Source organism: Streptomyces sp. MMBL 11-1 (genome assembly GCF_028622875.1).
GTDB lineage: Bacteria > Actinomycetota > Actinomycetes > Streptomycetales > Streptomycetaceae > Streptomyces.
This window is the reverse complement of record NZ_CP117709.1, coordinates 2,849,405-2,861,985: the sequence shown is the minus strand read 5'-3', so window position 1 is coordinate 2,861,985 and position 12,581 is coordinate 2,849,405. Positions and strand designations below refer to the sequence as shown.

Here is a 12,581-nt window from a genome sequence, read left to right as displayed (position 1 = left end):
TGCCCGGTGCCGCCTCTCAGTCTTACGGAAGTACAGACCGCGCACCTCGCGAGAACTCATCGGTTTCGCACCGCGCACCATCCCCGACCACGCCCCGGCCCCGGCCGGTACCCTCCCTCCCCATGACCGAACTCGACAGGCTGACCTCCCTCTTCAGCGCCCTGGGTGCGGACGGCGACGCCCGCGACTGGGCCGAGTCCGAGGCGGAGGAGGGGCTGCCGCAGCTCGCCCGCTACCGCCTCCTGCGGACGGTGTGGCAGGACGTCGACGCCTGGGGCGCGGCGGCCCCGCAGTGGGTCGACGCCTACCGCACCGACGGGGCGGCGGCCGACGCCGTCGACCGGGCCCTGGCGGCCGGGCTCACCCCCGAGGATCTCGGCGCACTGGCCCGCGAGGTCGCCAGGGAGACCGCGTTCGGGGTGCTGCACGCGCTGGCGGTCCCGGCGGACGGGTCGCTCCCGGCGGAGGTCGAGGCGCAGTTGCCCGGCTGGCGACTGGCGGAGCTGGACCCGGCCGGAGCGCCGACGGGCCGCCATCTCGACGCCCTCCATGAGGACTTCGCCGAACTCGAACCGAAGGGAGCCGGGTCATGACCGCCTCCCCCGTGCCACGGGAAGCGGGCAGGACGGCTGTCCCCCCGCGTGCGAACGCGGAGCGTTCCCCAACCCCCTTCGACGACGCCGAGCGGCGCATCTGGTCCGGCAAGGCCGAGGCGTACGCCAGCACCTACGCCCGGCTCTGCGCCCACCCGGCGGCGGCCCTCCTCGAAGCAGCCGGGGCCGGGCCCGGCACCAGCGTCCTCGACGTGGGCTGCGGCAGCGGCGCCATCAGCGCCCTCGCCGCCGGGCGGGGTGCGACGGTGCACGCTGTCGACGCCGAGCCCGGCATGGTGGAGGCAACCCGCAGGGCGGTCCCGACAGCCGAGGTGCGTACGGGCCTGTTGCCCGAACTCCCCTATGCGAACGCCACGTTCGACGCGGTCGTCGGCAACTTCGTACTCAATCACGTGGGCCGCCCGCGCGAGGCGCTGGCCGAGCTGCGCCGGATCGCCCGACCCGGCGGCCGGGTCGCTGTCAGCATCTGGCGGTCGCCCGGAGCCCCCGGCCAGGCGCTGATCGGCCGCGCGGTACAGGCGGCCGGGCTCACCCGCCCCGACTGGCTTCCCGCGCTCGCCCCCGAGGACGACTTTCCCCGTACGCGTGAAGGGCTCGCCGCCCTCCTCGACGGGGCCGGACTTCTCGGCGCGGAGTGCTCCGAGGTCGCGTGGGAGCACCGATGCGACCCGGACACCTGGTGGGCGGGGGCGGAACGGGGGATCGGTGCGATCGGCCAGGTCCTCAACAGCGGGGGCGCGGAGGGGGTGGCGGCGGCCCGGCGGGCGTATGACGAATTGTGCGCCGAATCCCGCACGGCAGAGGGCCTGTTGGTGCTGCCGCACGTGGCGTTGTTGGCGCGGGGGCGGGCGTAGGGGCAGGCGCGCCGCCCGTGGGGTCACTTGCCGGTGACGCTCCACGTGCCGTCGCCGGCCGCAGCGGTGCGCTTGAGGGCGGTCCACGCGGCGTCGTCGAGCTTGAGCGCGTCGAGGAGGTAGGCGGAGACCGCGTCGGCGACGAGGGCGACGCGGGCGGGGTCCTCGTCGGTGGTCTCGGCGACCGCCTCGCCGGCGAGGCCGCCCAGGGTGTGCTCGCCCTCGGCGATGGAGAGCAGGCTCTTCGGGGACGGGCCGAGGCGGTAGGCGTCGGTGAACCACTCCGGTCCCCGGGTGGAGAGCTGGGACCGGTCCTTGCCGCCCGCGACGACCAGGGCCGGGGCGGTCATGGTGGAGTAGTCCGGCCTCATGAACGGAAGGTGCTCGGCGGCGAACGGGGTCAGGGTGTCGCCGGTCCCGGTCGCGGCGATCAGCGCGCCGGCCGAGACGGCGGAGTGGGAGAAGTCCTCTCCGGGAACGCCGTCGGCGTCCAGCACGCGCGCGCCGAGGATCGCGCCGGCGCTCTGCGCGCCCCAGGAGTGGCCGACGATCGCGATGCGCTCGAGGTCGGCCCGGTCCTCCAGACCGCCGGCCTGGCGCAGCAGGTCGCCGAGGCCGTCGAGGACCGCGTGGAGGTCGGCGATCCGGACGCGCCAGATGGTGGCGAAGCGCGGGTCGTCCCACCCGATGCCGTGGCGGCGGGAGTCCAGGTGGGTGGGCTGTACGACGATGAACCCGGCCGCCGCCCATCGGTCGACGAGGGGTTCGTATCCGTCCAGGGACCATCCGTTGCCGTGGGAGAACACGATGACGGGGAGGTCCCGGCCGGACAGGGGAGCGGTGACCTTCACCTGGAGGCCGACGCTGCGGCCGGGCGCGGGAACGGTGATGGGCTTGACCGCGACAATCCGTTGGTCGCGGTAGCCGTCGCGGTCGCGGTAGTGGTCGCCGTCGCCGTCGAGGCTCAGGTGGCTGGAAGGCATGGGGGACCTGCGCTTTCCCTAGGGGGACGCTCTGCCATACTTTGGCGGAGCGCTGTTCCGCCAATTTAGCGGAACATTGTTCCGCGAGTAAAGGGAGAGCCTCGTGCCGGAGCCGGTCGGAGTACGTCAAGCGCAGGCGCAGCGCACCCGCAGCGGGGTGCTGGCGGCCGCTGCGGCGGTCTTCGTGGACCAGGGCGTCCAGGCCCCCATCCGCGACATCGCCGAACGCGCCGGCGTCGGCGTCGGCACGATCTACCGGAACTTCCCGACCCGGGCGGACCTCGTCACCGCCGTCTACCGGCACCAGATCGACACCTGCGCCGCACTCGCGCCCCGGCTCCTGGAGGAGTCGGCCTCCCCGTACGCCGCCCTGACCGGCTGGGCTGACGCGTTCGTCGAGTTCCTGGTGACGAAACACGGCCTCGGTGCCGCCCTGGGGTCCGGCGATCCGGGGCTGGAGAACCTCCACGCCCTGATGCTCGACACCCTGGTCCCGGCCTGCACGACCCTGCTCGACGCCTGCGTCGCGGCCGGCGAGGTCGGCCCGGACGTCACCGCCTACACGCTCATGCGCGCTATCGGGAACCTCTGCATCACCGGCCCCGACTACGACCGGGCCGACGCCGGGCGCATGGTCGCGACCCTCCTCGCCGGATGCCGTTGCCAGGCGTAGCGACAACGCCCGGCCGCGCCCACCGCGTGACGGTCGGCGTGCGGGGCTACGCCGCCTCCCAGTACTGGGCCCGGCAGTCACGGCAGTGGCCCGGGGCCGGGGAGCGGAAGGCGCGGTCACAGCCCTCGCAGGTCTGGAAGGGGGTGACGGGCGTACGGCTGACCGGGGCCAGCTCCTGGGCGCCGGGGAGCGGTGGCGGCAGGAGCACGGTGAGGCGGTGCCTGACGATCTTCGCCGGGTACTTGGGCGGCTGCGGGAGATCGGTCGTGAGGGCGTGGCGGACGGCGCCGGGGTGCGCGCCGCGCTCCAGCCAGGCGGCAGCGCCGGGGGCCAGTTCCTCGACGTCGTCCTCGGAGAGCACCAGCTCCGGCGCATGACGCCGGAGGTCGGCGAGGAGCGCGGAGGCGGCGCGGTGCAGCTCCGGGGTCAGCTCGCGGGGCTGCGGGAGCGGCCGACGCGGCGGCTTGGGCCCGATGCGTGACGGTACGCGGACCGGCGGATGCTCTTCTTCCGGTACGGGGGTGGGTTCGGGCGCAGGCGGGGGCGCGAGCGTAGGGCCGGGCGCCACCGCAGGCGTCGGGGGAACCGGCACCACAGGCGCCACCGCAGGCGTCGGGGGAACCGGCACCACAGGCGCCTCCGCAGGCGTCGGGGGAACCGGCACCACGGGCGCCTCCGCAGGCATAGGCGGACCGGGCACCACAGGCATCGGCGGAACCCGCACCACAGGCGCCACCACCGGCAACGGAGCCACCATCATCGGCATCGGCATCGGCATCGGCTGCGCCACCGCCCCGCCCCGCGACAACGCGCCCGGCTGGTTGCAGAACACCGTGCGGGTGACCACCCGGCCGTTCGCCAGCCTGGCGCGGGACCGGTGCAGGTAGCCGTGGGTCTCCAGCTCGCGCAGGGCGGCGGCGATCGTGGTCTCGCCCTCGGCGAAGCGGGCCGTGAGCGCCTTGACGCCGACCTGGGACCCGGCGGGCAGCGACTGGATGTGTACGCCGATCCCGATCGCGGTGAGGGAGAGCCCGTCGTGCTGCGCGAGGTGGTTGCCCACGACCGTGAAGCGGGTCGTGTGCGGGAACGCGACGTGGATCACGCCGGAGAACGGCAGTGGTCCGGGAACCTCTGCCAGGGCGCGGGTGAGGGCGATATCGTGCTGGGTATCCATGGGGGAAGGGTCTTCTTCCTCGGTGGTCAGGTCCTCGCTCGGGATTGCCGTCCCGGCGGGGGCCGTCTCATGTCTGGTGTCTGGTGTTGTGTGTCAGCGCGAGCATATGCCCGCCAACCCGACCGAAATCCACACCAGTTGGTGAATCTCACCCATGTGGGTGACCGGCCCGTCCCGCAGTTGACCACCGGGATCGGGTGGGGTGGGGTTGGGTATTTTCTCTTGGTTCTTTAGGTAGTTGACGTCGTGGCCCGCCGGGTCGCGGTGGGCCACGATCCGGTCGGCCTCCACCGGGTCGCGGCGCGCCACGACCCGGTGCGACCAGCGATTCAGGGACTTCGTCCGAGCGCGCTCGGCCCCCACGGGCGGCCGGGGCGGCGCGCTCGTCGGCGTCGGCTCCGCGCGGGGGGGAAGCCCTTTGCGGGGCAAACCCCTGACACCGGCACGCCCCCTTCGGCACACTGAGTGCATGAACGCTCACCCGGAGAAATCGCCGGACCATCTCACGATCAACGTCACCCGTCACGACGACCCGGTCTCCGAGGTCATCGAGGCGGACGCGTTCGCCTCGGTCCGCAAGTACCCGAACATCGTGGTCCGGGGGCCCCTGTTCGGGCTTGCCGAGCAGCGGCGCGGCGACCGGCCGCGCTGGCGGCTGCTGGGTGAACTGGACTGCGGCTTTCCGCAGTTGGCCCGGGACGAGCTCAACTCGCTGCTGTGGTTCAAGGCGAGGGACGACACCGAGGACCCGGTGGTGCGGAGGTCCCTGCTGGATGCCGTGGCGCGGCTGGAGGTCGAGGCGACCGACGAGGTGTCGGCGGACGGCGTCCGCTACCGGGTCGTGCGCGCCGACGAGTTCGCCCGGATCGGCGGGGGCCGGCTGGAGCCGCCCCGGGCCACCGACCCGGACGAGGACAGCTGGGACCTGGACGCCCCCGACCCCTGCCGCACCGAGGGCTTCGTGGTCGACCACGCGGCCGCCGTCGGGCTGACCGAGGGGATCGACCGGGCCGGTCTGCTGGGGCTCTCCTACACCGCCGCCCGCTTCCCCGAGGACGTACGGGCCGACTCCCGGCGGGCGTTGACCACCCATCCCGGGGTTGTGCTCCTCCCGACGACGTTCCGGGTGGTGGAGCGGAAGGAGGCGACCTGGTCGATGGTGACCGGGCAGTATTCGACCCCGCAGGGCGCCCGCCGCGCCCTCGTCCACCACCTCACCCGGCCCGTTCCCCAACTGCCGGACCTGCCCGACATGCCGGAGCTGCCCGCCTGGATGAAGGTGGACGAGAAGGAGGCGGCCCTCCACGCGCGGGCCGCGAAGAAGTTCATGGCGCGCCGGAGGCCCAACGAACTCGTGGTGCGGGGGCGCCGGTACGAGGTGGTCCGGGTCGAGCGCGTGATGCGGATCGGGCCGGACGGGCCGGAGAGGTCGCGCCCGTCCGACGTGGACGACTACGGCCCCTCCCAGATCCACCCCCTCATGGACGAGAAGGGGAACATCACCCACGGCTCGTAGGCGGCCCCGCAGACGGAGGAAGGGCGCCGGGCAACAGCCCGGCGCCCTTCAACGGCTCTGCGTACGACTTCAGTTGCCCTTGACCGTGACCTTCTCGTCGTTGTTGAGCTGCTCCACCAGCTGCTTCACCTTGGCCTTGTCCCAGACCAGGTTGCCGTTGACGCTGCCCGATATCGGCATGTTCATCGACGTGCCGTCGCCGCCCGTGACGCCCTTCATCGCGAAGAACATGTTGCCCAGCGACCACAGCGACATGTCCTTGTCCACGATCAGTGTGTCCAGGCCCGCGCCCATCGTCGGGTACAGCTTGAACGGGTTGATGATCGTGCCCGGGGTCGCCGTCTGGCTCGCCAGCGCGGCGAGGAACTTCTGCTGGTTCTTCGTGCGGTCCAGGTCGCTGCCCGGCAGCGCGTAGCGGGTCCGGACGAAGGCGAGGGACTGCTCGCCGTTCAACGTCTGCTTGCCCGCCTGGAAGTCGGCCCCGGACTTCTTGTCCTTGAAGGCCTTCGGGATGTCCAGCTCGACCCCGCCGATCGCGTCCACGATCTTCGCGAAGCCGCCGAAGCCGATCTCGACGTAGTGGTCGATGCGCAGCCCGGTGTTGAACTCGACCGTACGGACGAGGAGTTCGGGGCCGTCCTCGGCGTAGGCGGCGTTCAGCTTCACCTGCCGGCCGGTGCCCTGGAACTTCTTCCCGGACTCGGACCCCACGAAGGACGGGATCTCGACGTTGGAGTCGCGCGGCAGCGAGATCAGCGTCGGCCCGCTGGAGCCGTCGTGCAGGATCATCATCGAGTCGGTCCGCTTGCCCTCGGCGGAACCGGTGCGCAGCCGCTTCTTCTCCTCGGCAGACATGCCCTCGCGGCTGTCCGACCCGACGATCAGGTAGTTCGTGCCGTCGCCGGACTCCGGGCGCTCGATGACCTTGGCGAGGTCGACCTCGCGCTTCAGCTTCGAGTCGGCCCAGAAGTACGTCGAGATGGAGACCGCGAGCACCACGACCACCAGGGTCAGTGCGCCGAGCTTGATCCGGCGGCCCCAGTCCGGGGCCGGGCGGCCCTGGACGTAACCCCCGTCACCGCCGCCCCGGCGTCCGCCGCCGCCCCGGCCGTCGGACCCGCCGCGCGAGCCGTAGACCTGGCCCGTGTTGTAACCGCTGTCGTACCCGGGGTCAGGGCTGTTGCCGTAGCCGCCCGGGTAGCGGTCGTCGTAACCCTGGCCCTGCGGCGGCACCTGGGGTCGCTGCGGCGGAGACTGCGGCCTCGGCGGCGGGGTCGGGCGGCGCTGGATGTGGGGCATCGCCCGCGCGCTCTCGGGCCGGACGCTGTCGCTGCCCCGCCCGTAGCGCTCGCTGCGGTCGCCGGTCCGTCGATCGGGCCAATCGTTCATTCGCTCAGTGTGCCGCGCCGTACTACAGCCTTTACAGGGTGTATGGAGATTTGGGCCACGGCTGTTGCGAAGCTGATGCATTCTGCGGGACGCGGGCCCCCGCATAAGGTGGACTGTATGACAGATCAGGCCACCCGCCCGGAGGGCGAGATTCCGGGCAAGCCGACCGCGGCGTCCCGGACCACCCTCAGCCACATCATGACCGGCAGCGACACCAACCTCCTCGGTACGGTGCACGGTGGCGTGATCATGAAACTGGTCGACGACGCCGCCGGCGCGGTGGCCGGCCGGCACTCCGGCGGGCCCGCGGTGACCGCCTCGATGGACGAGATGGTCTTCCTGGAGCCGGTCAGGGTCGGTGACCTCGTTCACGTACGCGCACAGGTCAACTGGACCGGCCGCTCCTCCATGGAGGTCGGCGTCCGCGTGATGGCCGAACGCTGGAACGAGTCGACCCCCGCCCAGCAGGTCGGCAGCGCCTATCTGGTGTTCGCCGCCGTCGACGGGGACGGCAAGCCGCGCCGCGTACCGCCGGTGATCCCCGAGACCGAGCGCGACAACCGGCGCTACCAGGAGGCGCAGATCCGGCGCACCCACCGGCTCGCCCGCCGCCGCGCGATCAAGGAACTGCGCGAGAAGCGCGCCGCCGACGGCATCGACGACTGAGGCCGCGCGAGCCCCTTGAGGGCCCCACGGGCACCACGCGCTCCCAAGGGCACCACGGGCTCCCAAAGGCCCCACGGGCACCCAAGGGCTATACGGGCATCCGCCCTGCGGTCACCGGGTCACGGGCACACGACCTCGTCGCCCCGCACCGTGGAGAACTCGCCCGTCTGCCGGCTCTCCGCCCTCACCTGCCGCACCTTCGTGAAGTCCGAGCCCACCGTCACCCGCATCTGCGGGCCCTGGTCCTTCACCGCCTTCAGTTCGCTCCCGGGCAGGGCCGTGGCCAGGGACTTCGCCGACCGGTCCCAGCGCGGGTCGTACTCCACGAGCGTCCGCTCCAGGTCCCGTACCTCCCCGTTGAGCGGGGCCTCGCTGGTGGCGAACCCGGTGGCCCGCAGCGCCGCGTCCACCGTCCGGCCGAGGCCGTCCTTCGGGGTCCCGTTGTAGACCTGCACCCGGACCTGCTTCGGCGCCACGTCCACGACCGTGGCCGGAGGCTTCTCCGGACCGGCGGCGGTGGGCTCCGGCTTCGACGGGGCCAGCGGCTTGTCCTCGCGCAGGGCCCGGAACAGCTCCTCCGCCTTCTCCGTGTCCCACCGCACCGTCGAGCCGATGCCCTTGACGGGGAAGCTGGGATCGCCGACGGGGACGGAGGCGAACTCCGACGAGGCCGGCCCGAAGCCCTTCATCGCCTTGCCGAGCGCCAGCATCTGCTGCGTACCGAAGCCCTTGTCGGCCCGGACCGAGCCGAGCGCCGAGGTGGCGACCTGCTGGAACTTCACCGGGTTCAGCAGCACCCCGCTGCTCGTCGCCTGCTTGATCAGCGCGGCCATGAACTTCTGCTGGCGTTCCATCCGGCCCAGGTCGGAGGCCACGTCCACGTGGCGTGAGCGCACGTACTGGAGCGCCTGTCCGCCGTCCAGCTCATGGGTGCCCGCGGGGAGGTCCAGACCGGTGTACGAGTCCTTCATCGGCCGCGCCGTGCAGATCTTCACCCCGCCCACCGCGTCGACCGTCTTCATGAAGCTGGTGAAGTCGACCTCCAGATAGTGGTCGATCTTGACCTTGGTCATGTTCTCGACGGTCCGCACCGTCAGCGTGGGCCCGCCCTCCGCGTACGCGGCGTTCAGCTTCACCGGGTGGCTCTCGTGGCGCTTGCCCGTGGTGCGGTCGGTGTGGGCGGGCATCTCGGCGTAGCTGTCCCGGGGGAGGCTGACGACGCTCGCCCGCCGCCGGTCGGCCGACAGATGGACCAGCATGATCGTGTCGGTGCAGTGGCAGGGCGCGCCGCCGAGCCGGTACTTCTTCTTCTCGGCCTTGGTGATCGTGTCCCGGCCGTCGGTGCCGACGAGTAGCAGATTCGTGCCGTGGCCCCCCTGGGGGCGGTTCTTCATGTCCTTGAAGGGATCGACCCGGCCGATCCCGTCCTCCAGGCTGCTCACCACCGCGTGGCCGATCCCGCCCGCCCCCAGCACCAGCACCGACAGGCCCGTGGCCACCCGCATGCCCCAGCGCGGACGCTCGTCCTGCGTGCGGCGGCGGACCGGCCGGGTGCCCTGGGGCGGGCGGCGTCGCGGGGGAGCGGGGCGGGGACGCGGCGGGCGCTGCGGTCGTTGCGGCACGGGCACGGGGAGACACCTCCGGGGTGCAAGGGAGACACCTCTGCGGTGCAAGGGGACCATCGCACGGTAGGCCCATACGATCTCCGCCCCGGCCCGCGACCCGGCGGCGCGCGCACCGGTATCCCCCATTCGCGGTAACGTGGCGGCCGAATAACGCCGCCTCCCGGGGCGCCCGCCTCCCGCGGTGCGAGACCCCCGGCGCCCCCGAGGAACCACCCGAGGACCACATGTCTGCCGCGCAGTACCCCGCCGTCTCCGTGATCATGCCGGTGCTCAACGAGGAACGTCATCTCAGGAACTCGGTCCGGCACATCCTGGAGCAGGAGTACCCCGGTGAGATGGAGGTCGTGATCGCGCTCGGCCCCTCCGCCGACCGTACGGACGAGATCGCCGCCGAACTGGTCGCCGAGGACCCCCGGGTCCACACCGTGCCCAACCCCACGGGCCGCACCCCCGCCGCCCTCAACGCGGCGATCAAGGCCTCCCGCCACCCCGTCGTCGTACGGGTCGACGGCCATGGCATGCTCTCGCCGAACTACATCGCGACCGCCGTCCGCCTCCTGGAGGAGACCGGCGCGCAGAACGTCGGCGGCATCATGCACGCCGAGGGTGAGAACGCCTGGGAGGACGCCGTCGCCGCCGCGATGACCTCGAAGATCGGCGTCGGCAACGCCGCCTTCCACACCGGCGGCCAGGCGGGCCCGGCCGAGACCGTCTACCTGGGCGTCTTCCGCCGCGAAGCCCTGGAGCGGGCCGACGGCTACAACGTCGAGTTCATCCGCGCCCAGGACTGGGAGCTGAACTTCCGCATCCGCGAGGCCGGCGGGCTGATCTGGTTCTCGCCCGAGCTGAAGGTGCAGTACCGCCCGCGCCCCACGGTGAAGGCCCTCGCCAAGCAGTACAAGGACTACGGCCGTTGGCGCCACGTCGTCGCCCGCTACCACTCCGGCTCGATCAACCTCCGCTACCTGGCCCCGCCGACCGCCGTCGTCGCCATCGCGGCGGGCCTGGTCCTGGGCGCGGCCGTCACCCCGTGGGCCCTGATCGTGCCCGGCGGTTACGTGGCCGCGATCGTCGCCGGGTCGCTGCCCGCGGGCAAGGGCCTCTCGCTGAAGGCCCGCGCACAGATCCCGGTGGCGCTCGCGACGATGCACATGTGCTGGGGCTTCGGCTTCCTCACCAGCCCCCGTTCGCTGGCCAAGCGGGTCATCGCGAGCCGCCGCCCGTCGATGACCGGCAGCAGCGAGACCGTCTGACCCGGGGGAGCACCGCCGGGCAAGGCAGCCGTACGGAGAAAGGCCCCTGGAAACCGCATCGGGCGGCTTCCAGGGGCCCTCCTCGTACAACGCGTGCCGTTACGGCGTCACCAGGTGTAGTTCGGGTTCACCTTCATGCAGGCCTTGTCGTCGTCGCCGTTGAGGGCGCCCGCCGACTCCGGGGTCTTCTCCTTGCCCTTGGACACCGGGTAGGCCCCGTCCTCGCGCCAGTCCGCGCCCACGGCGAGCGAGATCCCCGAGACGTCCGTGGACTTCTTCACCTGCGACAGCGGAACCCCGAGCGCCTTGGCGACCGCCTGCGCGTCGCCCTCCAGATCCGCGCTCGGATACAGGACCGCGGTCCGCGCCGCCCCGGTCACGTCGCCCGCGTCGACGGTGGTCTTCGCGAAGCCCGCCTCCTTCAGCTGGTCCGCCACGTCACCGGCGCGACCCGAGGCCGGCCCGAGCGCGTCCGTGGCGGTCCCGTTCCGCACGGCGACCGCGATCTCACCGACCGGCGCCGACGGGTCCTTCGTGGCCTCCGGCTTCTTCCGCTTGGAGGCCTTGCCGTCCAGCGGGATGTCGTCGCGGACCATCCGGAACAGCTGCTCCGCGTCGCCCGCCTTCGGGTAGACACGGCCGCTGTTCGTGCCGGTGCCGTACACGTTGGGCATGGTCGACATCGTGATGCGCTTCGTGGGGACCTTCTTGAACTCCTCGGCCAGGTCGTAGAGCTTCTTGACCGTGTCGAGGTCCTTGTCGACCGTCAGCGCCTTCGTGGCCGCCTCGGCGAGGTTCATCAGCTTCGCCGGGTCGGTGAGCTTGGTCCCCTTGCGCAGCTGACGCACCATCGCGTTCATGTACTGGTGCTGGGCCTTCGCCCGCCCCAGGTCGGTGTTGTCCTCGAAGCCGTACCGGGTGCGCAGCCACTGGAGGGCCTGTTCGCCCTTGACGTAGGTGGTGCCCTTCTCCAGCTTCAGCCCGGAGCCCTTGCCGTCCCGGCCGCGGGAGTTGATGTTGGCGTCGACACAGACCGGGACGCCGCCGATCGCGTCCGCCATCGAGACCACACCGGCGAAGTCGATCATCATGAAGTGGTCGATCCTGATGCCGGTCAGCTCGTACCAGGTGGCCACCGTGCACCCCGGACCGCCGCGGCCCAGGCTCTGGTTGGTCTGCATGTCCGCGGTGCTGGCGGGGAAGACCTCGCCGTCCGGGGCGGTGCACTTGGGCATCTTGAGCATGGTGTCGCGCGGCATGCTGATCACGGAGAGGTTGCTGCGGTCCGCGGAGATGTGGAGCAGCATCTGCACATCGGCCAGCGGCTTCGCGCCGAAGGTCTCCTTCGCCCCGCCCAGCTTCTGGTTGGCCTCGGAGTCGCGGGCGTCGGAACCGATGAGCAGGATGTTGAGCGGGGTCTGCCCGGCGGAGTTGACCTTGTGATCGGCCATCGGCTTGTCGCCGAGCGTCAGATCCTCCTTCTTGATGTTGTCGTTGAGGTACTCGTAGTAGAGATAACCGGCGCCGCCGGTGCCGAGTATCAGCACGGCGAGTACGGAGGCGCTCCAGCGCAGCACACGCCGCTTGGCGCTCTTGGGCGCGCGGCGGCTGCTGCGCCCCCGGGCGGCGCCCCGGCCTTTCGACGCCCGACGGCGACCGCCCGACGGCCGCTCGCGGCCCCCCGCCCCCGCGCGGCCCCCCGGCCCGTCGCCGTTCTCCGGCCCTTCACCGTCCTCGTGCGGGCTCTCGTCCCAGCCGAGTTGATCGGCGCGGCGGACGCGTGACCGCGTCCTCTCCCCGGGCGTGCTGCTCCGTCCCACCGGACCCCCCATGC

At 72.0% G+C, this 12,581-nt stretch carries 12 protein-coding genes; 6 read left to right on the top strand and 6 right to left on the bottom strand.

What is annotated here, in order from left to right; genetic code table 11:
• Positions 1 to 122 precede the first annotated feature (122 nt).
• Both PSQ21_RS12200 and PSQ21_RS12195 read left to right on the top strand, forming a co-directional pair.
• A complete protein-coding gene (locus PSQ21_RS12200; protein WP_274030508.1) occupies positions 123 to 593 on the top strand; it encodes a hypothetical protein in 471 nt (156 codons plus the stop codon).
• Complete coding sequence (locus PSQ21_RS12195) at positions 590 to 1,468, top strand: methyltransferase domain-containing protein (RefSeq protein ID WP_274030507.1); 879 nt, start codon at positions 590 to 592, stop codon at positions 1,466 to 1,468. The genes PSQ21_RS12200 and PSQ21_RS12195 overlap by 4 nt, the downstream gene beginning before the upstream one ends.
• 23 nt (positions 1,469 to 1,491) lie before the next feature.
• Here PSQ21_RS12195 and PSQ21_RS12190 read toward each other — a convergent pair whose 3' ends face one another.
• Entirely contained in the window at positions 1,492 to 2,451 is a 960-nt protein-coding gene (locus tag PSQ21_RS12190) for an alpha/beta hydrolase family protein (protein WP_274030506.1), read from the bottom strand.
• Positions 2,452 to 2,554: 103 nt separating this feature from the next.
• Between PSQ21_RS12190 and PSQ21_RS12185 the strand changes: the two genes are divergently transcribed.
• Positions 2,555 to 3,124 carry a TetR/AcrR family transcriptional regulator gene (locus tag PSQ21_RS12185; RefSeq protein WP_274030505.1) on the top strand — a complete coding sequence of 190 codons (570 nt, stop codon included), beginning with the start codon at positions 2,555 to 2,557 and terminating at the stop codon, positions 3,122 to 3,124.
• Between the two features lie 46 nt (positions 3,125 to 3,170).
• Here the strand turns inward: PSQ21_RS12185 and PSQ21_RS12180 are convergent, their stop codons facing one another.
• Both PSQ21_RS12180 and PSQ21_RS12175 read right to left on the bottom strand, forming a co-directional pair.
• On the bottom strand, positions 3,171 to 4,298 hold the full coding sequence (locus PSQ21_RS12180) for a hypothetical protein (RefSeq protein WP_274030504.1): 1,128 nt from the start codon (positions 4,296 to 4,298) through the stop codon (positions 3,171 to 3,173).
• A gap of 93 nt (positions 4,299 to 4,391) precedes the next feature.
• The gene (locus tag PSQ21_RS12175; protein WP_274030503.1) at positions 4,392 to 4,607 is read right to left on the bottom strand and encodes a hypothetical protein; all 216 of its coding nucleotides are present in this window, start codon (positions 4,605 to 4,607) and stop codon (positions 4,392 to 4,394) included.
• A 160-nt stretch (positions 4,608 to 4,767) separates the two neighbouring features.
• On the opposite strand from PSQ21_RS12175, the gene PSQ21_RS12170 reads away from it, so the two are divergent.
• Positions 4,768 to 5,814: a DUF5954 family protein gene (locus PSQ21_RS12170; protein WP_274030502.1), complete on the top strand. Its 1,047-nt coding sequence runs from the start codon at positions 4,768 to 4,770 to the stop codon at positions 5,812 to 5,814.
• 69 nt (positions 5,815 to 5,883) lie between these two features.
• On the opposite strand, the gene PSQ21_RS12165 is transcribed toward PSQ21_RS12170, so the two are convergent.
• A complete protein-coding gene (locus PSQ21_RS12165) occupies positions 5,884 to 7,203 on the bottom strand; it encodes an LCP family protein (RefSeq protein WP_274030501.1) in 1,320 nt (439 codons plus the stop codon).
• A 117-nt stretch (positions 7,204 to 7,320) separates the two neighbouring features.
• Here PSQ21_RS12165 and PSQ21_RS12160 point away from each other — a divergent pair, with 117 nt between their 5' ends.
• Positions 7,321 to 7,869, top strand: a complete 549-nt coding sequence (locus tag PSQ21_RS12160; protein WP_018961270.1) for an acyl-CoA thioesterase — start codon at positions 7,321 to 7,323, stop codon at positions 7,867 to 7,869.
• A gap of 119 nt (positions 7,870 to 7,988) precedes the next feature.
• On the opposite strand, the gene PSQ21_RS12155 is transcribed toward PSQ21_RS12160, so the two are convergent.
• Positions 7,989 to 9,551, bottom strand: coding sequence for an LCP family protein (locus PSQ21_RS12155; RefSeq protein ID WP_443334419.1), 1,563 nt, complete (start codon positions 9,549 to 9,551; stop codon positions 7,989 to 7,991).
• 167 nt (positions 9,552 to 9,718) lie between these two features.
• Between PSQ21_RS12155 and PSQ21_RS12150 the strand changes: the two genes are divergently transcribed.
• Positions 9,719 to 10,747, top strand: a complete 1,029-nt coding sequence (locus PSQ21_RS12150; protein ID WP_274030500.1) for a glycosyltransferase family 2 protein — start codon at positions 9,719 to 9,721, stop codon at positions 10,745 to 10,747.
• Positions 10,748 to 10,854: 107 nt separating this feature from the next.
• Here PSQ21_RS12150 and PSQ21_RS12145 read toward each other — a convergent pair whose 3' ends face one another.
• Positions 10,855 to 12,579 carry an LCP family protein gene (locus tag PSQ21_RS12145; RefSeq protein WP_274030499.1) on the bottom strand — a complete coding sequence of 575 codons (1,725 nt, stop codon included), beginning with the start codon at positions 12,577 to 12,579 and terminating at the stop codon, positions 10,855 to 10,857.
• Between the last annotated feature and the right edge of the window lie 2 nt (positions 12,580 to 12,581).

What these genes read in the sequence shown, in the direction of transcription:
- PSQ21_RS12200 (WP_274030508.1), top strand. Translation starts at nt 123, where the DNA reads ATGACCGAACTCGACAGGCTGACCTCCCTCTTCAGCGCCCTGGGTGCG.
- PSQ21_RS12195 (WP_274030507.1), top strand. Translation starts at nt 590, where the DNA reads ATGACCGCCTCCCCCGTGCCACGGGAAGCGGGCAGGACGGCTGTCCCC.
- PSQ21_RS12190 (WP_274030506.1), bottom strand. Translation starts at nt 2,451, where the DNA reads ATGCCTTCCAGCCACCTGAGCCTCGACGGCGACGGCGACCACTACCGC.
- PSQ21_RS12180 (WP_274030504.1), bottom strand. Translation starts at nt 4,298, where the DNA reads ATGGATACCCAGCACGATATCGCCCTCACCCGCGCCCTGGCAGAGGTT.
- PSQ21_RS12170 (WP_274030502.1), top strand. Translation starts at nt 4,768, where the DNA reads ATGAACGCTCACCCGGAGAAATCGCCGGACCATCTCACGATCAACGTC.
- PSQ21_RS12165 (WP_274030501.1), bottom strand. Translation starts at nt 7,203, where the DNA reads ATGAACGATTGGCCCGATCGACGGACCGGCGACCGCAGCGAGCGCTAC.
- PSQ21_RS12160 (WP_018961270.1), top strand. Translation starts at nt 7,321, where the DNA reads ATGACAGATCAGGCCACCCGCCCGGAGGGCGAGATTCCGGGCAAGCCG.
- PSQ21_RS12155 (WP_443334419.1), bottom strand. Translation starts at nt 9,551, where the DNA reads ATGGTCCCCTTGCACCGCAGAGGTGTCTCCCTTGCACCCCGGAGGTGT.
- PSQ21_RS12150 (WP_274030500.1), top strand. Translation starts at nt 9,719, where the DNA reads ATGTCTGCCGCGCAGTACCCCGCCGTCTCCGTGATCATGCCGGTGCTC.
- PSQ21_RS12145 (WP_274030499.1), bottom strand. Translation starts at nt 12,579, where the DNA reads ATGGGGGGTCCGGTGGGACGGAGCAGCACGCCCGGGGAGAGGACGCGG.